This is a genomic window from Rhizobium sp. BK377 (genome assembly GCF_014193935.1).
GTDB lineage: Bacteria > Pseudomonadota > Alphaproteobacteria > Rhizobiales > Rhizobiaceae > Rhizobium.
Genome location: NZ_JACIAC010000007.1, coordinates 127,473 through 146,337 on the forward strand (window position 1 = coordinate 127,473; position 18,865 = coordinate 146,337).

Sequence of the window (18,865 nt, forward strand, 5' to 3'; positions counted from 1 at the left end):
GGATATGGGATTGCGTATCGCCGAGCATCGTGTTAGCGATTGTTCCTGTCAAGAGGCAAAAGAAATGCAGGGCCAGAATACCATGATGCTCAACGCCACGCCTGATCCGAGTGGTTTCATCCAGCGCAGCAACAGTCTCGCTGACAGCGTCTACGAGGTGATTTTTGCGCAGCTAATGTCTCTGAAGATCGCTCCGGGTGCGCGCATCACGGTCGATAATCTGGTCAAGGAATTCAACGTCTCCCAGACGCCGATCCGTGAAGCGCTTGGCCGCCTCGAGGGTGAGGGGCTTGTCGTCAAGACGCATCTTATCGGTTACAGCGCTGCCCCGCAGATTACCCATCGGCGCTTCGATGAGCTCTATCACCTGCGGTTGCTTCTCGAGCCCGACGGTGCTGCGAGGGCGGCAAAGGCCATGGACGATGAAAAGCTCGCGATTCTCAGGGAGGCGGCTGGCGTCATGGGGCGCCGGGAAGGGGCCGATGAACGCCTGCGCTATTCCACCTTCGCGCGGCAGGACGCCGTTTTTCATGACAGGATCATGGAATTTGCCGGCAACGAGCTCATTCGCCAAACTCTCGGCCACCAGCACACGCATTTCCACATCTTTCGACTGATGTTCCATTCCCGCGTCACCGAAGAGGCACTGGACGAGCACGAAGCGCTTCTCTCTGCCTTTGCTGCAGGTGACCCATCGGCTGCCGAGAAGGCCATGAGGACCCATCTCGAACATTCACGGGACCGGCTCCTGCCGGCCTTCGATTAAGAGGCGGATAATGTCGAGCGTCATGACCATGGAGAGGAAGGGGAGGAGCTTGGTGCCTGAAACCGATGGCCTTGTCTCTCATCCGGTCCTTCGCGCAGAGGGCATGTCGAAAAAGTACGGAGCGGTCACCGTACTCTCGGAAGTCACGCTCGATATCTTGCCCGGCGAGATCCATGCCATCATCGGCGAGAATGGTGCCGGCAAGTCGACATTCATGCGGCTCCTTTCCGGTTACGCCGAGCCCACTGCAGGAACGCTGTCGATGGGCGGCCGCAAGGTCGGTTTCTCAAAGCCTGAGCAGGCGCAGGAAGCGGGTATTGTTCTGGTGCACCAGGAGATCCTGCTTGCCGACGCCCTGACTGTCGCCGAAAATCTTTTCCTCGGCCGCGAGCTGATGCGTTATGGCCTGGTCGATGATCGGACGATGCGGCGTCTTGCTGTCGAGAAACTTCAGGACCTTGGATGTCACGTATCGCCTAACGCCTTGGTACGCGACATCTCGCTTGCGGATCGCCAGCTTGTCCAAATCGCCCGTGCACTCTTCGACGATTACAAGATTGTCATCTTCGACGAGCCAACTGCAGTCCTGACGGGTGAGGAGGTCGAGCGACTGCTTGCCATCATCCTGCAGCTGAAGGAGCAGGGTGCTGCCGTCCTCTACATCAGCCATCGCCTCGATGAAGTCCAGCGGCTTGCCGACAAGGTGACGGTGCTTCGAGACGGCAAGATGGTCGGCACATATCCCGGTCATAGCCTGACGCAGATGGACATGGCGCGGCTGATGGTTGGGCGCGATCTCGCCGCCCTTTACCCCGAGAAGACTGTGAAGCCAGCGCTACAGGCGATGCTAGAAGTCGAGGACCTTGGCGTTCCCGGCTTCGCAGGCGACATCTCGTTTACCGCTCACAAAGGCGAGGTCCTCGGATTCGCCGGCATGATCGGTGCAGGTCGCACCGAAGTGTTCGAGGGAATCATGGGCCTGCGTCCTGCCACCGGAACCGTAAAACTGCAGGGCAGGACGATTGATATCAGGCGTCCCCGGGCGGCGATGGATGCCGGCATCGGTTACCTGACCGAGGACCGCAAAGGCAAGGGCCTGCTGCTGCAGGAACGGCTTGCGCCGAACCTCACGCTGTCTGCCCTCGGCAAATTTCACCCCGGCCTTCTGATGCGGCGCCGTCGTGAGCAGAGTGCGCTCGTCGAAGCCGTCAACACGTACGACATCCGGCTGAAAAGTTACGCCGTCAAGGCGGGTCAGCTTTCCGGTGGCAACCAGCAGAAGCTTCTGCTCGCCAAGGTGCTTCTCACTGACCCTTCGGTCGTGGTCATCGACGAGCCGACGCGCGGAATCGACATCGCGAATAAGGCCCAGATCTACGCTTTCATCGAGCGCCTCGTCGCAGAAGGAAGGACCTGCATCGTCATCTCGTCCGAAATGCAGGAATTGATCGGGATCTGCGACCGGATTCTTGTGATGCGGGAGGGGCGCATCACGGGAGAGGTGACGGGCGACAGAATGACGGAACATGAGATTGCGCTTCTTGCCACCAGCGAAACGACGGTTGCGGCGAAGCAGGGAGGAAGACAATGAGTGTGATTACGGGTTCGACGCCGGTTCGGCCGGAGCGGGAATGGAACATCGGCTGGTCGGATGTCGGCCCCTTTCTTGCGCTTCTGGCGCTGCTGCTGATCGGCTTTTCGATCAACCAGGATTTCCTCTCGGCGACCAATCTCGGCAATGTGATTACGCGAAGCGCCTTCATCGCGATCATCGCCGTCGGTGCGACCTTCGTCATCTCATCCGGCGGACTGGATCTGTCAGTCGGTTCGATGGCCGCATTCATCACGGGCATAACCATCATGTTCATGAACAGGATGGCTGCCGACTGGGGTGTCCTGGCAATACCTGCCGGCATGGCCATCGCGCTTGTCGTCGGGCTCATCTGCGGGCTGATGAACGGGCTCATCGTTACTGTCGGAAGGATAGAGCCCTTTATCGCGACACTCGGTACCATGGGGATCTTCCGCGCCCTCATCACCTATATGTCGGATGGCGGAACGATCCCGATCGATCGCAGCCTCCGCGATGCTTATCGGCCTGTCTATTTCGGCACCCTTGGCGGTATTCCCTTTCCGATCCTCACTTCGATTGCCGTCGCCGCCATCGCATCCTTCATCCTCTACAAGATGAAGTACGGCCGGAAATGCGCTGCCGTTGGTGCGAATGAGGACGTGGCCCGCTACTCAGGCATTTCAATCATCAAGACGCGTACGATCGCTTACGCGATGCAGGGCGTTTGTGTTGCGATCGCTGCGATCTGCTATGTGCCGCGCCTCGGAGCGGCGACACCGACCACCGGCGTGCTGTGGGAATTGCAGGTCATCACTGCAGTCGTCATAGGCGGAACTGCCCTGCGAGGTGGCAAGGGCCATGTCTGGGGCACGGTCGCCGGTGCAGTCATCCTCGAACTTATCGCCAACCTGATGGTGCTCTCGGATTTCGTATCGGAATACCTCGTCGCCGGTGTTCAGGGTGTCATCATCATCATCGCAATGCTCATTCAGAGGTTCTCGAAGTAACCGCGTCCGGACCGCGCGGATTGATGTATGTGGTCCGATTCTGGGAGGAATGAATGTCTAGAAAATGGATTGCGGCCCTGGCCGTCAGTACGGGTCTGCTCGCCGGCCAGGCCCTTTCGGCCGATAAGAAGGTTGTTGCCGTGTCGATCCCGGCAGCCGACCACGGCTGGACGGCGGGCATCGTCTATCATGCACAGGCTGCCGCCAAGGAAGTCAATGCCGCCTTTCCGAATGTCGAGGTCGTCGTGAAGACCTCGCCTTCGGCAACGGCGCAGGTGAGTGCGCTTGAAGATTTGTCCGCAGGACGCAAGCTCGATGCGCTGGTCATCCTGCCCTATACGTCGGAGGAACTGACGACGCCGGTCAAGGCGGTCAAGGATGCCGGCAGCTTCATCACCGTCGTGGATCGGGGTCTCAACGACCAATCCATCCAGGACCTTTACCTTGCCGGCGACAACATCGCCGTTGGCCGCAATACGGCGAAGTTCATGATCGACAAGCTGGGCGGCAAAGGCAACCTCGTCATCTTGCGCGGCATTCCGACGGTCATCGACGATGAACGCATCCAGGGCTTTCAGGATGCCATCAAGGGAACCGATCTCAAGGTTTTGGACATCCAGTACGCGAACTGGAACAGTGATGACGCCTTCAAGCTGATGCAGGATTATCTTGCCAAATACCCGCAGATCGACGCTGTCTGGGCAAATGACGACGACATGCTTCTCGGTGTGCTCGAGGCCGTCAAGGAATCTGGTCGCAAGGACATCAAGCTTGCCCTTGGTGGCAATGGTATGAAGGACATCGTCAAGAAGGTGATCGACGGCGATAAGATGACGCCGGTCGAGACACCCTATCCGCCTGCCATGATCAAGACCGCCATCTACATGACCGTTGCCAATATTGTTGGCCAGGCGCCGGTACGAGGCACGGTCAAGCTGGATGCGCCGCTGATCACGCAGGAGAATGCCAAGGAATACTATTTCCCCGATTCTCCATTCTGATGAGACCCAAACCGGGGGCGGCCGCAGCCGCCGCCCCATTGCATGAAGAAGAGGAGTACATCATGCCTGGTAAGAAGATACTGATGCTGACCGGTGAATTCACCGAGGAATACGAAATCTATGTCTACCAGCAGGCGATGGAGGCAGTCGGACACACGGTCCACGTGATCTGCCCCGACAAGAAGGCCGGCGATCTGATCAAGACCTCGCTCCACGATTTCGAGGGCGATCAGACATATACGGAGAAGCTCGGGCACTTCTTCACGATCAACAAGACCTTCTCGGAGGCCGAGGCGCAACTCGACCAGTATCATGCGGTCTATTGCGCAGGCGGTCGCGGCCCCGAATATATCCGCACCGATAAACGCGTCCAGGCAATCGTGCGGCATTTTCACGAGAAGCAAAAGCCGATCTTTACGATCTGCCACGGTGTCCAGATTCTGATTGCCGTCGACGGCGTCGTTCGCGGCAAGAAGGTCGGTGCTCTCGGGGCTTGCGAGCCGGAAGTCACGCTTGCAGGCGGCACCTATATCGATCTGTCGCCGACGGAAGCCTATGTCGATGGCACTATGGTTTCCGCGAAGGGATGGACCGCGCTTGCTGCATTCATCCGCGAATGCCTGAAGGTGCTCGGCACGGAAATCCGCCACAGCGACGATATTGCCAAGGCGGCCTGAGCTCGCGTTCCCGCTATGGGTTTATGATCAGGCAACGCTCGCGAAATGCGGGGTTGCCTTTTGCGAAGAGGCTTTCCTGCCCTAAGTCTCCCACGTTCTCGCCACGGCTCGGTCATTTGACTGAGACACGGATCGGCGGCGTGGGGCTGCCTCCGCGTCCGGCATAGTTCCGCCGAGCGCGATGAGGCGTTTTCCCGACTCCACCCGGACAAGCGTCTCCAACGCTTGCCGGACCAGAGTGGCGGTTTCTTTCGTGCCGGTTAGGGACCTAGCCCTTTCCAGGAGCGTGTCGTCGAGATTGATAGTCGATCGCATCGTTGCTTCCTGATTATGATGTTATAGATAGCACCATTTGGTGACCAAATCTGCGCCTGGATATCCACTCTGATGCATCTGCGTTCGGATGCGAAAATCCAGTAATGTGAATTTCGTCTGATCGCGGGCGCTAAGCTCGCGCGCTCCTGGAATGGCCCTAGCGGCCAAAGAACAGCGTTTCCGCATTTTCAATGAAAATCTTGCGAGCAAGCGAGGGGTTGCCGATGGCGTCCTGAATATCGTCGATCAAGTCGGCGTCGTCAGGCATATCGCTCCAGAGTTCGGTATGCGGCCAGTCGCTTCCCCAGAGTAGCTTATCCGGATGACTGGCGGCAAGCGCGCCAACAATGTCGGCGAGCCCGCCATGGCCGCGTTTGCGCGTCAGCCGGTAGGGCGCCGTCAGCTTGATGTAGCCCCCGGAGTGATCGGCGAGCCGCTGCAGGGGCGGAATGTGTTGTCGCCATGCGCCCGCATCGAGTGGTATGAACCCAATGTGATCGATAACGAAGCGGATGCCGAGGGATGGCAGCCGTGCGGCAAGATCATCGATCTGGTCCGAGCTGATCTGCAGCTGCAGTGACCAACCGAATTCGCGGATGGCTGCCGCAATCTTTTCGGCGGCTGCCAGCGGCAGGCCGCCTTTATTGCGGGTGTTGATGCGCACACCGCGGACACCGAGTCCGTCGAGGCGGCCGATCTCTTCGGCACTCGTCTCGGGATCGATGACGACAATGCCGCGAAGACGTTTCGGGAAGGCAGCCAGCGCTTCGACAAGCACCCGATTGTCGAAGCCGTAGACGCTCGGCTGCACGAGAATGCCCCTGCCGATACCGAGCCGGTCGGCGAAGGCGATCCAGTCGGCCGTCGTGGCGATCTGCGGCGTGTAGCTGCGCGGCGTATTCAGGGGAGCGTCCGACCGGAAGACATGGAAATGCGTGTCGATCGTGCCCTCAGGCAACGGCGTGTTCGGAAGACGGGTCAACGGCAGACGTGGCAGGCAGAGGGGCGCTTCACTATCCGGCCGGCTCATTTCCGATCCAGTTCCTCATGCTGGAGGAAGTCGAAATCGGCGCCTTCGTCGGCCTGCAACACGCGCGCATGGTAGAGTTTCGCATAACCGCGCGCGGGCTCGGCAGGCGATACCGCTCCGAACTCCGCCATCCGCCGGTCGAATTCGGCCTGGTCGATGGCAAGGTCAATGCGTCTCTCCTTGACGTCGAGGCGGATGCGGTCGCCGGTTCTGACGATCGCCAAGGGTCCGCCGGCGGCAGCTTCGGGGGCGACATGGAGCACGATGGTCCCGAAGGCCGTGCCGCTCATGCGCGCATCGGAGATCCGAACCATGTCCTTGACGCCCTGCCGGGCAAGCTTGCGCGGGATCGGCAGGTATCCGGCTTCGGGCATTCCCGGCGCGCCTTTCGGACCGGCATTGCGCAGAACGAGAATATCGTGGGCACCGACGTCAAGGTCGTCGCTATCGATCCGCAGAGCCATGTCCTCGACGGAATCGAAGACGACCGCTCGCCCATCGTGCTGCAGAAGCTCCTTCGATGCGGCAGATTGTTTGATGACGGCGCCGCGAGGCGCGAGATTACCACGGAGTACGGCAATGGTGCCGATTGGTTTCAGCGGTTTTTCGACCGTGCGAATGATTGTCTGCCCAGGCTCATCGGGGGCCGCGTCGATCACCTCGCCAACAGTCATCCCGTAGACTGTCCGTTGGCTGCCGTCGATCTCGTGACGAACGGCTTTCAGCAGCGTCTGCACACCACCGGCCTCGTGGAACTGTTCCATATAGTGCTGGCCGGAGGGTTGCAGGTCGACGAGCAGCGGTACGACATTGCCAAGCCTGTCGAGTTCGGCCATGTCGAGGTGAAAGCCGAGGCGCCCGGTAATGGCGGCAAGATGGACGACGGCATTGGTCGAGCCGCCCATCGCTTGCAGGGCGACAAGACCGTTGCGGATGGCCGCTGGTGTCAGGATATCGCGCACGGTTGGCGCATCCGGATTGGCTGCAAGGCCGGCAGCGATCCGGCCCGTTTCTTCGGCAAGCCGCATCCGCTCGGATTCGGCAGCCGGTGCCGATCCTGCCCGCGGCAGGCAGAGGCCCATAACCTCGGTCAGATTAGCCATAGTGCTTGCCGTTCCCATCACCGTGCAGGTGCCGATCGAGCTTGCGAGCTTGTTGTTGACATCGCTAATCTGCGCCTCGTCAATTTCGCCTGCGCGGAAGCGGCCCCAGAAACGGCGGCAATCGGTGCAGGCGCCGAGCCTTTCGCCCTTGTGATGGCCGACGGCCATCGGCCCTGTGGGCAGGAAGATCGCCGGGATCTCGCTGCTAGCGGCGGCCATGATCTGCGCCGGCAAGGTCTTGTCGCAGCCGCCGATCAGGATCACTGCATCCATCGGCTGAGCGCGGATCATCTCCTCGGTTTCCATCGCCATAAGATTGCGCAAATACATCGAGGTCGGGGAGGCGAAGCTCTCGTGAATGGAAATGGTCGGGAAGACCATCGGCATGGCGCCGGCCAGCATGACGCCGCGCTTGGCCGCTTCGATCAACTGCGGGACGTTGCCGTGGCAGGGGTTGAAATCGCTGTAGGTATTGGCAATCCCCACGATCGGGCGATCGAGGGCATCGTCGGAATAGCCCATCGCCTTGATGAAAGCTTTTCGAAGAAAAAGGGAAAAACCCTGATCGCCGTAACTCGTCAGCTTGCGACGAAGACCGCTCGACATTGTTCCTCCCTCGACCTTAAATCGATCTCAAGCCTAGTGGGATGCGCATGATTGTCAATAAATAAAGATATGGTCGCATATGTGCAGGTTAGCTTGGTCGGCGATTTTATAACGAAAACGCAACATAATTCACGTTATTTCCCTATTTTTATCTGCGCCACGCATTGGCTTCCCAGCCGGCGGCGCTTAGATTATCGATAAAACGAGTTGCGGTGGTATATGGAAGAGATCAGGCGAACGCGCGTAGGGATTATTGGTGCCGGCTGGGTGAGCGAATATCATCTGCCGGCATGGGCAAAACAGTCGGCGCGCGCCGAGATCGTCGCGATCGCCGATCCCTCGGAAGAGGCGCGCGAGGTCAAAAGCCAGCACTTTAGGATTCCACGCGCTTACGCGACTGCGAAGGCGATGCTGGCGAATGAGGCGCTCGATGCGGTCGATATCTGCGCGCCGCGCGAGGTCCATGTTGCGCTTGTGCGGCTTGCCGCGGCAAGGGGCCTCGATATCATCTGCCAGAAGCCGCTCGCGCCCGACTACGATCAGGCCGCTGCTCTCGTTGCCGGTCTGCCGCCGTCGATCCGGTTGATGGTGCATGAGAACTGGCGGTTTCGCGCTTACTATCGCCGGCTGAAGGCATGGCTGGAAGAGGGCATTGCGGGCGCCGTCAGGCAGGTCCAATTCGAGTTCCTATCGAGTGGGATGATCGCAGACGGTGAGGGCAGAAGGCCGGCCCTCGTCCGCCAGCCGTTTTTCCGCAACCAGGAACGCCTCCTTGTCATGGAGGTGATGATCCATCACCTGGATACGCTGCGCTACCTGTTCGGCGAGATGGAGGTCGTTGCCGCACGTCTCGAGCGCAGCAATGGGGATATTGTTGCCGAAGATGTTGCCTCCGTCGTCCTGCGCCGTCTGGACGACGGGGTGATCGTCACTGTAAACGCCAATCTCGCTGTGCATGGCGCTCCGCCGGCGCCGCGTGACCATCTGCGGATTTTTGGTACACAGGCGACGCTGGAACTGGACGGCGTCCGTCTTTCGGCGAACGGGCAAATCCAGCGCCTGGAGGAATATGATGCGGATGCGGTCTATCAGGGCGCCTATGATGCAACGATCGCCCATTTCCTCGACGGGCTGGAGGGGCGTGCGCCGATGGAGACCGTGCCCGCCGATAACATGAAGACGCTGGCGCTGGTTGAAGATATCTATCGGCTGAGCCGGTTCGACGCTCGATGCAAACCGCGATAAGATGGCAAACCGCCGGAGGATTATGGATGCAGACGCTTGACGATATCAGTGAAGGCGAGATCGAACACGACGACCTGAGCATCGCGCGCGCCCTTGAGGAAGACATCATCTTCGGACGCCTGGCGCCAGGCACGCGTCTGACCGAAGACACGCTGCTGGCGCGCTTCCATGTCACCCGCCATTTCGCCCGTCAGGCGATTGTCCAATTGGAGGCGATGGGCATTGTCGTGCGCGAGCGCAATAAGGGTGCCACTGTCCGTTCGCTGACCCCGCGACAGGTGCAGGAGATCTATGACGTGCGCGAGCTGCTGCAGCGGCAGGCCGCGCTCTGGATTCCATTGCCGGCACCCGAGGGGCTAATCGCTGAACTGACGGTCCTGCATGAAGAGCACGGCCGGCACGTGGAATCCGGCTATCTTCGCGGCGTGCACGAGACGAACGACCGGTTCCACCTGACGCTCTTCGGGGCGTGTGGCAATTCCCACCTCGTCCAGTCAATCGAACTCTATATGCGGCTCAGCCTGCCGGTGCGCGCCAATTCCATGTCCAGCAAGGAATCGCTGCGAATCTCGCATGAACATCACCGGCTGATGATCGAGATGCTGAAGGGCAGGGACAATTGGGTCCTGGCGCAGCTCTGCGTCGATCACCTGCAGCCGAGCAAGAAGCGCTACCTCGCTTATGTGAGCGATAATCGAGGCCCAAAGGAGCAGACCGGCGATCATGCCGGCTGATGACATCCGCCGTTCCGTATGAGGGCCAGGACCTCGGCGCGCTCGGGTGCGCCGAGCCGTCCTCCAAAAATGCTGCATTTCAGGGCCGCAGCGGCCGACGCCATGCGAATGGCGGCATCGGTCGTTAATCCCTCGGTGATCGCCAGCGCGTAGGCGCCGTGGAAAATATCCCCGGCTGCGAGCGTGTCGACCGTTTTGACCCGAAATGCAGGCACATGCGCGACGTCAGCTGTTTCTTCGTTCCACCAATAGCTGCCGCGCTCTCCGGCCGTGACCACGATCAAAGCCTGCGGATATTGCTTCTTGAGAAGCGGCACCATGCCGGCGGGATCGCCGATCTGCGACAGGCTGCGGGCTGCCGGCTCCGAAAAGATGATGTGGCTGGCATGTTTCGCCAGCATGTCGATGATGTGAGGCGCAGCGACATCGCCATCGAGAATTGCGGGCTTGCCTGCCGCCCTTGCCGCTTTTAGGACCTTCAGGGCGAGAGCGGGCCAGCGCACATCCACCATGACGGCATCGAACGCCGCGAGATCGTCGGTCGTGACCTCCCGGACATCTTCGTGCAGTCGCGGATCGTAGAAGGGAACGATCAGCCTTTCGCCATCGTCGTCGATGAGGATCGTCGAAACGGCCGAACGGGCGCCGGCAACCCGGGCGCTGCCGCTGACATCAATTCCGGCTTGTTCGAGCTCTGACAGGATCTGCTGGCCGGCCGGATCGTCGCCGACTGCGCCCCACAGGCTTGCAAGACCACCGAGGCGCACGATCGCATAGGCCGCACTGGAAGCCATGCCCTCGGCTATCTGCAGCATCTCATGGGGCAGAACCTTGCCCGGTGTCTGCGGAATTGCGCGGACGCGAAACAGCGTGTCGAGCACGGCCGCACCAACACACAGAACGTGGCGCTGCCTGCTGTCCGCATTGAGTGAGGTCATGTTCAAATGCGTCGGCCAGTTGACTTGTCGAAGAGATGGACACTTGCCGGATCGATCGCGATCGAAACTGTGTCGCCGTACGCGATTGCCAGCCGTTCCCGGAAGAGGCAGGAAATCTGTTCGCCATTGCAATCCAGCTTGGCGAAGATTTCCGATCCCGTTCCCTCGACGATTTCGGCACGGCCGCCAATGCCGCCTTGGCTGGCGCGGATATGTTCGGGACGGATGCCGTAGACCAGCTCGCCGGCGGGTGGTGCGCTCTTGATGTTTTCCGGCAGTGGCAGGATGAGGCCCTTTTCCGTGCGGAAGACACCCTCCTCGATCCTGCCGTCGATGAAGTTCATCGAGGGTGAGCCGATAAAGCCGGCGACGAAGAGATTGGCGGGGCGGTCATAGAGTTCCAGGGGAGCGCCGACCTGCTCGATGACGCCATCGTGCAGTACAACGATCTTGTCGGCCATCGTCATTGCCTCGATCTGGTCATGGGTGACATAGATCGTCGTCGTCTTGATACGCTGATGCAGCGATTTGATTTCGGCGCGCATCTGGACGCGCAGCTTCGCATCAAGATTGGAAAGCGGCTCGTCGAACAGGAAGACTTGCGGATCACGCACCAATGCACGGCCCATGGCGACACGCTGGCGCTGACCGCCAGAGAGCTGCTTGGGATAGCGGTCGAGCAGCTTTTCAAGACTAAGGATATTTGCCGCCTTGGTCACTCGTTCAGAAATCTCCGACGTGTCGGCCTTTTTCAGCTTCAAGGCAAAGCCCATATTGTCGGCGACGCTCATATGCGGATAGAGCGCGTAGTTCTGGAAGACCATCGCGATATCGCGGTCGCGGGCCCTCAGATTGCTGACATCACGAGCACCGATCCGGATCTCACCATCGCTCATTTCTTCCAGACCGGCGATCATGCGCAGCAAGGTGGATTTGCCGCAGCCGGACGGACCGACGAGCGCGACAAATTCTCCGTCGGAGATATCGACGCTGATGTCCCTGATGACATTGACGGTGCCAAAGCGCTTCTGGACGTTTCGAATATTCACGTTTGCCATGTTGATAGTCCTTTGAATGTCCGGTCAGCCGCCCTTGACGGCGCCAGCCGTCAGGCCTGCAACGATCTGCTTTTGCGCAAACATCGTCAGCACCAGCACGGGCAGCGTGACGATGAGCGCGGCTGCGGCAAGCGGCCCCCAGCTGACCTGCTCGAACGACAGCATGTTGTAGACGGCCACAGGCAGGGTTCTGGTTTCGCGGCTAGCAAGTACGATGCCGAATACGAAGTTGTTCCAGGAGAAGATGACAGACAGAATGAAGGCCACGACGATGCCGGGCCTGGCGATCGGCAGCGCCACCAGGCGGAAGACCTGCCAGGATGTCGCGCCGTCGATGCTGGCAGCCTCTTCGAGCTCCATTGGCGTCGTTTCGAAATAGCCGATCATGATCCAGACGACGATCGGAACGGTCACCACCAGATGGATGATGATCTGCGGCCAGAGCGTGCCGAGAAGGTTCAGCCACTGGAACAGCAGGAACAGTGGGATGAGGAAGGACAGACCGGGCGTCATGCGTGCGATCATGATGACCATGGCGGAGCGCTCCGCCTTCAGCCGCGCAATGCCGTAGCCGGCAGGCACGCCGATCAGCAGCGCAAGCAGGGTCGCCCCGCCCGTCACGAGGATCGAATTCCAGAAGTAGAGGAAGAAATTGTTCTCCTCGAAGACCTTCATGTAATTCGACCAGGCGAAGCGCTCGGGGATGAAGATCGGCGGATAGGCGCCATTGTCGATTTCATATTTCAGCGACAGCGAGATCATCCAGAGGAAAAACAGGATGACAGGGGAGACCATGACGAGGGCGACGAACAGCAGCCCGATACGGTCGATCGTCTTGCGTTTCATCAGCGTGTCTCCGTGTCGGACCAGTTGGCGCGCTGCCGGATCATCATCAGCACGAAGGAAAGCGCGACGATGATGATGAAGAAGACGACTGCCATCGCCGATCCGTAGCCGATGTCGTAATAGGAAAAGGCGGTATTATAGAGGTAGATGTTGATCGTCTCTGATGCAGTGCCCGGACCGCCCTGTGTCATCGCATAGATGATATCGAAGCTCTTGACCGCATCGATGCTCCTGATCATGACGCCGATCATCAGAAAGGGCGCGATCATCGGCAGGGTCAGATATCGAAATTTCTGCCAGGCGTTTGCTCCGTCGATCTCCGCGCTTTCATAGGGTTCGCGCGGCACGGCGGCGAGCCCGCCAAGCACGATAAGCATGATCAGCGGCGTCCACTGCCAGGTCTCCACCAGCACGAGCGAAGGAATGACGCTGTTCTGGTTGTAGATCCACTCCTGCGGTCCGATGCCCACGAGCGACAGCAGATAGTTCAGAACGCCAAGCTGCGGATGGAACATCATGGTCCAGACGAGCGCGATGGCGACGGGTGTCGCCATCATTGGCATGACGAAAACGCCGCGCAGCAATCCGCGGAACGGAAACTGCGCGTCGAAGATCAGGGCTGCGAGCGTGCCCAGAAACAGCGGGGCGACGACCGCAAGCAGCGTGTAAAGCGCCGTGTGCCACAAGGACTCCCAGAAGCGCATGTCCACCAGCAGCCGGGTGTAATTGTCCAGGCCTGCAAAAACCACCGGCTGGCCCAGAGTCCAGCTGTTCACACTCATCCAGAGCGTAAATAACCAGGGAAACACGATGACCGCGGCAATGACGACCAACGCCGGGGCAACGAAGGGCCAGTAGTTCGGAACAAGCCTGCCAGGCTTGCTCCTTGCATTTGCGATGCTTTTCGATCGCGTGGTGTCCATGCTCACGGATGCCATTATCCCTCGCTTCGGGCCAGTACCGGTTCGAACTGCGCGGTGGCGCTCTTGAGTTCCGCTGCCGGATCGGCGCCGCCGATCATGTTGGTCAGACCGACGCCATAGATGTCGCGGAACTCGGTAACCGGAATGATGACCGGCAGCGCGAGCTGCGAAATCTTTGCCGAGCCCGCAACGGCATCGACCCAGCTGCTTGGCATCTTGACGCCTTCGCGAACCTTAGCATCTTCGAGGATCGAATTGCGGAAGGGAACGCCGGCGCCTGCCTGCAGCAGGCGTGCGCCCATGTCGTGGGAAACGACCCATTGGCAAAAGAGATAGGCTGCTTCCTTGTTCTTGCTGGCAGCGGTGACGCCGATGCCGTCGCCGGTCGTTGCGGCAGCCTGGGCCTTCGGTCCCTTCGGCATGATGCCGTAACCGACCTTGCCGACCACGCGCGACTTTTCCGGGTTCTCGATCGGCGGAGCAAAGCCGACGCCATCGAGCCACATACCGACCTTGCCCTGCAGGAAGGCAGACTGTGCTTCGGCCCAGTTGAAGCCGGAAACGCCGACGGGCGCGGCCTTCGTCATTAGCCGCTGATAGAGCTTAGCTGCTTCCACGGCTTCATCCGAAGTCGTGCGCAGCTTTCCATCAGGACCGAGGGGCGTCGAGCCGTAGCCGAGCAGCAGGGTCGTCCAGACGGGGACGTTTGCATTCTTAAGACCACGCGCGACGAAGCCGTAGGTATTGGTGGAGGCGTCCGTCAGGGCTTCAGCGGCACTGGCCATCTCGTCGAAGGTCGAGGGGTAGGAGAGGCCCTTCTTCTCGAACAATTCCTTGTTCCAGTAGACGATCCAGTAGTCCACTGAGAAGGGAAGCGAGCGCAGCACGCCCTGCGAATCCTTGGCGAACTGCAGGCCGGCTTCTGCAAAATCGCTCTCGACCAGAGACGGGTCGGTCAGTGAAGGATCTTTCACGAATCCGCTGATATCGGCAAGCCAGCCACCCTTTTCAAACTGGCGCTTCTGGACGTGGTAGCTGAGGTGCACGACATCGAAACTTGGTTTGCCGGAGCTGAGTTCGATCGTCGTCTTCTGACGCTGCTGCTGCTCGGGTGTTGCTTCGGCATTGACTTTGATGCCCGTCAGCGCTTCGAATTCGCTCAGATATTTGAGGATCGTTTCGCTGCGCGGGCTCTTGACGAGGTTCACCTCGAGCGTCGTTCCGGCAAAGCGCTTCCAGTCGACAGCTGCCGAAGCAGGCTTGATGCCGAAGAAGCCGGCGGCACCGATCGCCGCGGAACCTGCCAGGAAGTTTCGCCGCGTGGGACGAATGAATGATGATGACATGCTCTCCTCCTCTTGTGTGGCCCGCGATCTCCTCACCGCAGGCGTCAGTCTAAATTCTCAGCGCGCGACTTCGCGCGTGATTGATATGCGCGGCAAGCGCATCGACGGCTCCTTGCGCATCCCTTTGCTCAATCGCCTCCAGCACGCGAAGATGCTCGCCCATGACGGGGCCGACGCGCCCTTCGATGCGGAAACGCTCCTGGCTGATCAGGCGCATCTTGATGGAGTTGACGCGGTAGGCATTGGAAATGATCGTATTGCCCAGCGCATCGATAAAGGCGTCATGCATGCCCCAGTCGACGGCCTGGGCGTGGATTTCCAGTTCATGGGAAAGATTGCCGCCCTCGATCGCAGCCACGATTTCTCGATGCTGCTGCAAGAGTGCCGCAATCGTCTCGTCGCTTGCCGTCTCCGTGAAGATGGCGACGGCTTCCTTTTCGAGAAAAAGCCGAAGCTGAAAGGCTTCTCGGATGAGGTTGAGGTCGATATGCGCAATCTGCAGGCCGCGTTGCGGTACTGTCTTGATGAGGCCTTCGGCTTCAAGCCGGGGAATGAGCTCGCGAATGGCGCCGAGCGTCAGGCCGGTCAATTCGACAAGCCTGCGCTGGGACACGAATTGCCCGGGACGGACGTCACGCGCAAGCAGATGCCGGGTGAAGCTCTCATAAGCTTTCTCTCTCAGCGTCGGCTGCTCGTCACCTCCATCCATCGGGCTCTCCTCGTACATGACCGCTATGCTGCCTTTGTGCGAAAAAGTGCGTCAAAGGCAAGGGCAAGCTCGCGCTGACCGTCGGCGGAGATTGACGTCAAAGGCGGGCGAACCGCAAGCCATGTATCATCGCCCGTCATCTTGGACACCATGACTTTCACAGCCGGTGTGACCGGGTGCTTGAGTAGCTCTGCGACGAAGCTCTCGATACGGGGGTCGTCATTACCGTCGACGGCCATGGCGCGCACTTCATGCGGCGCAAAATTGGCCATGCCGGAAATTGCGCCCTGGCCGCCCATGCGGACACCCTTGGCGAGATGCCGCTCGTCGCCGATCAGGATGATCAGGTCGCCGTGCTGGCGCAGCAGGGCTTCGGTGTAGGGCCAGTCGCCGGAGGAGTCCTTGACGCCGATGACGATTGAGGGGAATGCCGTTCGCAACCGGCTGATCAGGTCGATGCTCAATCCGACCATCGTCACCGAAGGAATATTGTAGACCAGAACGCCACGCACTGTGTCGCCGATGCGCGCAAAGACGTCCGCAAACCAGGCAAAAATGCCGTCATCGCTGACATTCTTGAAATAGGAAGGCGGGGCGAGAAGGATGTTGCCCACGCCCTTCGACAAGGCATGCGACATCTGCTGGGCGGCGTCTTCAGCCGCATCGACGAGTACACCGACGACGATCTGCCGGGGCTGAACGCCGGCGGCGACGAACGCGTCGAGGATCCGCTCCCGTTCCTGATTGCCAATGGATGCGCCTTCGCCGGTCGTTCCAAACAGCGTGACGCTGGCGCAACCCGAATCGAGGCTGCGCTTCGCTTGGGCGATCATGACCTCGACGGCAATGGCGCCGCTGCTTTCAAAAGGCGTCGCCAATGCGACCGACAAACCAAACCCCGTCACCAATATATCTCCTCGATGTCAGTACGATATGACTAACATGTCAGTTATTGGCTGTAAACCGCTTTATGATGAATGTTTCGATGTGCAAGCTGCGGATTGTTAGCGCAATGCGCTTGACCAGCCTGCTCATGCCGGCAGTGCTGCAGGGAAAGGTTTTAGGAGATGCCGGTCATGTCGCGCGGCCGGTGACGGCCGCACGCCATTGCTTGAGGGAAGTCCGAGAGCGCAACTTTGAGGGCTGCGTTCTCTTGCCTGCCGTCTCACCAGTCCAGGCGCAGGAGAGACACGCCCTGACGCGGCAGGGAGAACTTGAGATCGATCTTGCCGTCCTTGACGGAGATCGATGCTTCATTGTCGATCTCGGCGAGCTTGCCGGAGGCTTCGAGCCTGGCGTAATCGGCGCCTTTGATGTCCTGCGGTTTGCCCATTTCCTTCCAGATGCGGAAGGAGTTGGAATGCTGCTCGTCCATGCGAAAATGCTTGAGCGCAGCCGCACGATTGCCCCAGCCGTCGATCGACAGGCTGATCTCGGCAGCGGCGCCTGCCTCGTCGTCGTCATGATAGTGCCAGACGAGAACAGAGACGCCCTTGTCGTCGCGGGTCGCAACAACGTTGACGTCCGGCTTGTCGCGAACGCCGTGGCTCATGATGTCCTCGATATCGCGGCGATAGTCACTTTCGGATTCCAGCCACTCGCCGCCCAGCTTGCCGAGCATCCGGAAGCCGTTCAGCACTGCCTTGTCGACGCCGTTGGTGGCAAGATCCCGGAAGCCGTCGAAATAGGGCTGGTCGTCGAAAAGGAAGGCCCAGGTCACGGCACCTTCGATTTCGATATTGGCGCGGCGCGACAGTTCATATGTGCGGATCATGCTCTCGACGACATAGACGCCGTAGAGCGGTCCATTGCGGTAGCCGTTCTGCGGGTGGACGCGGGCCGAGCAGGCCGCACAGCCTTCCGGGTCGGATTCGCCGATGACGACGGGCAGATGCCGAAGCTCGGGGAATTCGTTGATAATGGCGAGGTTGGTTTCGATGTCGCGCAGTTGCTTGTGCAGGCCCATGCGCACATGGCCGTCGAAGATGACCGGATTGCCCTTTGCGTGGAAGGCGATGAAATCGATCGGCGGCTTGTTCTCGACAACATGGCGCAGAAAGGCGCGCAGGAAGGTCTGCGCCTTCTCATTGGCGAAACCGCCGCATGTATGCGGGCCGCCGACGCGTGCTTTCGGCAACGCTCGTTTTACGGCATGTGCGCTCGCATCATACATGGCGCAGAATTCCGGGATCGTACCGGTCCAGTAGTGGCCGTCTGGCTCGTTCCAGACTTCCCAGGGCCAGGAGGAGACGACGTCTTCGCCGTAGCGATCGGCAAGATGCCGCGCCCACTCCTCGATGAGGTCGCCCCATTTTTTCAGGTCCTTCGGCGGCGCGGTCCAGCCGGTCGTGATCGTTGCGTATTTATCCGCCGGTTCCCAATGATGCTTGTAGGGACCGTCGAAATCGGAAAGCGCCTCCGGCGTGAAGCCGATCTGGATCAGCGGAATGTTGCCGGCCTCGACATAGGCGTCGAAGATCTGGTCGATGATCGTCCAGTCGTAGACGGGATTGCCGTTCGCATCCTCTGTATAGGCATTGGTCGAGCCCCATTTCAGGGCCGGCTTACCATCACCGCTCGTTAACAGATTGTGGGTGCGAATGCGCGGAGCGACGGGGCTGAGTTCCGTCAGCTCCTTCAGCAGCTTCTTGCCATGGGGGGAATAGGTGTAATTCGGCTCGTCATAGCCGAACCAGTTCCACAGCGGTTTATAGGCGCCTGTCGGCCTGCCGACGTGAACGTTGATGGTCACGTCATAGGAACTCGTCATCGTCTTTCCTCTTGAACGGCCAAGCCTCTGCCTCCTCCCGAAGGCTAACCGACCAATATGGTGATGAGTTGCGGCCGTCTTGGGAGGGTGCCGCGCTCGCCGCAAAAAGCTAAGCGAAATGACCATTTTGTCAATAATATAAAAATAGACGATGAACTAGATGATCAAAAAATGCCGGAATTTCCGAGAGTTTTTAGCGTCTGGAAAATTACCTGTTG

The 18,865-nt window shown here is 59.7% G+C and carries 18 protein-coding genes; 7 read left to right on the top strand and 11 right to left on the bottom strand.

Annotated elements, in window-relative coordinates; genetic code table 11:
* The first annotated feature begins 85 nt into the window (after window positions 1–85).
* From FHT92_RS24350 to FHT92_RS24370, 5 genes are all read left to right on the top strand, one after another.
* Window positions 86–766 (top strand): GntR family transcriptional regulator, encoded by a 681-nt coding sequence (locus FHT92_RS24350; protein ID WP_183749375.1) that lies wholly within the window; start codon window positions 86–88, stop codon window positions 764–766.
* Window positions 767–794: 28 nt separating this feature from the next.
* A complete protein-coding gene (locus FHT92_RS24355; RefSeq protein ID WP_183830509.1) occupies window positions 795–2,357 on the top strand; it encodes a sugar ABC transporter ATP-binding protein in 1,563 nt (520 codons plus the stop codon).
* Entirely contained in the window at window positions 2,354–3,346 is a 993-nt protein-coding gene (locus tag FHT92_RS24360; protein WP_183830113.1) for an ABC transporter permease, read from the top strand. The genes FHT92_RS24355 and FHT92_RS24360 overlap by 4 nt, the downstream gene beginning before the upstream one ends.
* A 53-nt stretch (window positions 3,347–3,399) precedes the next feature.
* The gene (locus tag FHT92_RS24365) at window positions 3,400–4,347 is read left to right on the top strand and encodes a substrate-binding domain-containing protein (RefSeq protein ID WP_183749179.1); all 948 of its coding nucleotides are present in this window, start codon (window positions 3,400–3,402) and stop codon (window positions 4,345–4,347) included.
* 62 nt (window positions 4,348–4,409) lie between these two features.
* Complete coding sequence (locus FHT92_RS24370) at window positions 4,410–5,024, top strand: DJ-1/PfpI family protein (protein ID WP_112972442.1); 615 nt, start codon at window positions 4,410–4,412, stop codon at window positions 5,022–5,024.
* Window positions 5,025–5,105: 81 nt separating this feature from the next.
* Here FHT92_RS24370 and FHT92_RS24375 read toward each other — a convergent pair whose 3' ends face one another.
* From FHT92_RS24375 to FHT92_RS24385, 3 genes are all read right to left on the bottom strand, one after another.
* A complete protein-coding gene (locus FHT92_RS24375) occupies window positions 5,106–5,339 on the bottom strand; it encodes a type II toxin-antitoxin system VapB family antitoxin (protein ID WP_183749180.1) in 234 nt (77 codons plus the stop codon).
* Between the two features lie 157 nt (window positions 5,340–5,496).
* Window positions 5,497–6,369 carry an amidohydrolase gene (locus FHT92_RS24380; RefSeq protein WP_183749181.1) on the bottom strand — a complete coding sequence of 291 codons (873 nt, stop codon included), beginning with the start codon at window positions 6,367–6,369 and terminating at the stop codon, window positions 5,497–5,499.
* The gene (locus FHT92_RS24385) at window positions 6,366–8,078 is read right to left on the bottom strand and encodes an IlvD/Edd family dehydratase (protein WP_183830116.1); all 1,713 of its coding nucleotides are present in this window, start codon (window positions 8,076–8,078) and stop codon (window positions 6,366–6,368) included. Before FHT92_RS24385 ends, FHT92_RS24380 begins: the two co-directional genes overlap by 4 nt.
* Window positions 8,079–8,297: 219 nt before the next feature.
* On the opposite strand from FHT92_RS24385, the gene FHT92_RS24390 reads away from it, so the two are divergent.
* Both FHT92_RS24390 and FHT92_RS24395 read left to right on the top strand, forming a co-directional pair.
* Window positions 8,298–9,323, top strand: coding sequence for a Gfo/Idh/MocA family protein (locus tag FHT92_RS24390; RefSeq protein WP_183830119.1), 1,026 nt, complete (start codon window positions 8,298–8,300; stop codon window positions 9,321–9,323).
* 26 nt (window positions 9,324–9,349) lie between these two features.
* Window positions 9,350–10,057 carry a GntR family transcriptional regulator gene (locus FHT92_RS24395; RefSeq protein ID WP_183749184.1) on the top strand — a complete coding sequence of 236 codons (708 nt, stop codon included), beginning with the start codon at window positions 9,350–9,352 and terminating at the stop codon, window positions 10,055–10,057.
* On the opposite strand, the gene FHT92_RS24400 is transcribed toward FHT92_RS24395, so the two are convergent.
* From FHT92_RS24400 to FHT92_RS24435, 8 genes are all read right to left on the bottom strand, one after another.
* Complete coding sequence (locus FHT92_RS24400; protein WP_183830123.1) at window positions 10,045–10,995, bottom strand: sugar kinase; 951 nt, start codon at window positions 10,993–10,995, stop codon at window positions 10,045–10,047. The genes FHT92_RS24395 and FHT92_RS24400 overlap by 13 nt on opposite strands.
* Window positions 10,996–10,997: 2 nt before the next feature.
* Window positions 10,998–12,053, bottom strand: coding sequence for an ABC transporter ATP-binding protein (locus FHT92_RS24405; RefSeq protein WP_183830126.1), 1,056 nt, complete (start codon window positions 12,051–12,053; stop codon window positions 10,998–11,000).
* Between the two features lie 24 nt (window positions 12,054–12,077).
* Window positions 12,078–12,899, bottom strand: a complete 822-nt coding sequence (locus FHT92_RS24410) for a carbohydrate ABC transporter permease (RefSeq protein ID WP_183749187.1) — start codon at window positions 12,897–12,899, stop codon at window positions 12,078–12,080.
* On the bottom strand, window positions 12,899–13,837 hold the full coding sequence (locus FHT92_RS24415) for a carbohydrate ABC transporter permease (RefSeq protein WP_183749188.1): 939 nt from the start codon (window positions 13,835–13,837) through the stop codon (window positions 12,899–12,901). Before FHT92_RS24415 ends, FHT92_RS24410 begins: the two co-directional genes overlap by 1 nt.
* A complete protein-coding gene (locus tag FHT92_RS24420) occupies window positions 13,837–15,168 on the bottom strand; it encodes an ABC transporter substrate-binding protein (RefSeq protein ID WP_183830129.1) in 1,332 nt (443 codons plus the stop codon). The genes FHT92_RS24415 and FHT92_RS24420 overlap by 1 nt, the downstream gene beginning before the upstream one ends.
* A 49-nt stretch (window positions 15,169–15,217) precedes the next feature.
* Window positions 15,218–15,877 carry a GntR family transcriptional regulator gene (locus tag FHT92_RS24425; protein ID WP_183830132.1) on the bottom strand — a complete coding sequence of 220 codons (660 nt, stop codon included), beginning with the start codon at window positions 15,875–15,877 and terminating at the stop codon, window positions 15,218–15,220.
* A 23-nt stretch (window positions 15,878–15,900) separates the two neighbouring features.
* Entirely contained in the window at window positions 15,901–16,785 is an 885-nt protein-coding gene (locus FHT92_RS24430) for a dihydrodipicolinate synthase family protein (protein WP_183830135.1), read from the bottom strand.
* 257 nt (window positions 16,786–17,042) lie between these two features.
* Window positions 17,043–18,647: a GH39 family glycosyl hydrolase gene (locus tag FHT92_RS24435; protein ID WP_183830137.1), complete on the bottom strand. Its 1,605-nt coding sequence runs from the start codon at window positions 18,645–18,647 to the stop codon at window positions 17,043–17,045.
* Between the last annotated feature and the right edge of the window lie 218 nt (window positions 18,648–18,865).